The 539-nt window shown below is 68.1% G+C and carries 1 protein-coding gene; it reads right to left on the reverse strand.

Annotated features, from left to right (window positions below; all coding sequences use genetic code 11):
- The coding region (locus JMJ55_RS30480) for an EF-Tu/IF-2/RF-3 family GTPase (RefSeq protein WP_236034274.1) at positions 1 to 539 on the reverse strand (539 nt) is incomplete at both ends.

Raw genomic sequence — 539 nt, forward strand, 5'->3', positions numbered from 1 at the left:
CCGCGCTCCACATCCTCACGCTTGGTGCCGCGCAGCAGCGCGCCGATGTTGTCGCCCGCCTCGCCGCTGTCCAGCAGCTTGCGGAACATCTCGACGCCGGTCACCGTCGTCTTCACGGTCGCCTTCAGGCCGACGATCTCGACTTCCTCGCCGACCTTGACGATGCCGCGCTCGACGCGCCCGGTCACCACCGTGCCGCGGCCCGAGATCGAGAACACGTCCTCGATCGGCATCAGGAAGGGCAGGTCCTTCGGACGCTCCGGCTGCGGGATGTAGCTGTCCACCGCCGCCATCAGCTCGAGCACGGCATTCTTGCCGATCTCGGGCGTCTTGTCCTCGAGCGCGGCCACCGCCGAGCCCTTGATGATCGGGATGTCGTCGCCCGGGAACTGGTAGCTGGAGAGCAGCTCGCGCACCTCCATCTCCACCAGCTCGACCAGGTCGGGATCGGCCAGGTCCATCTTGTTCAGGAACACCACCAGGGCGGGCACGCCCACCTGGCGGGCCAGCAGGATGTGCTCGCGCGTCTGCGGCATCGG

The sequence above is a fragment of the Belnapia mucosa genome (genome assembly GCF_016775475.1).
Lineage (GTDB): Bacteria > Pseudomonadota > Alphaproteobacteria > Acetobacterales > Acetobacteraceae > Belnapia > Belnapia mucosa.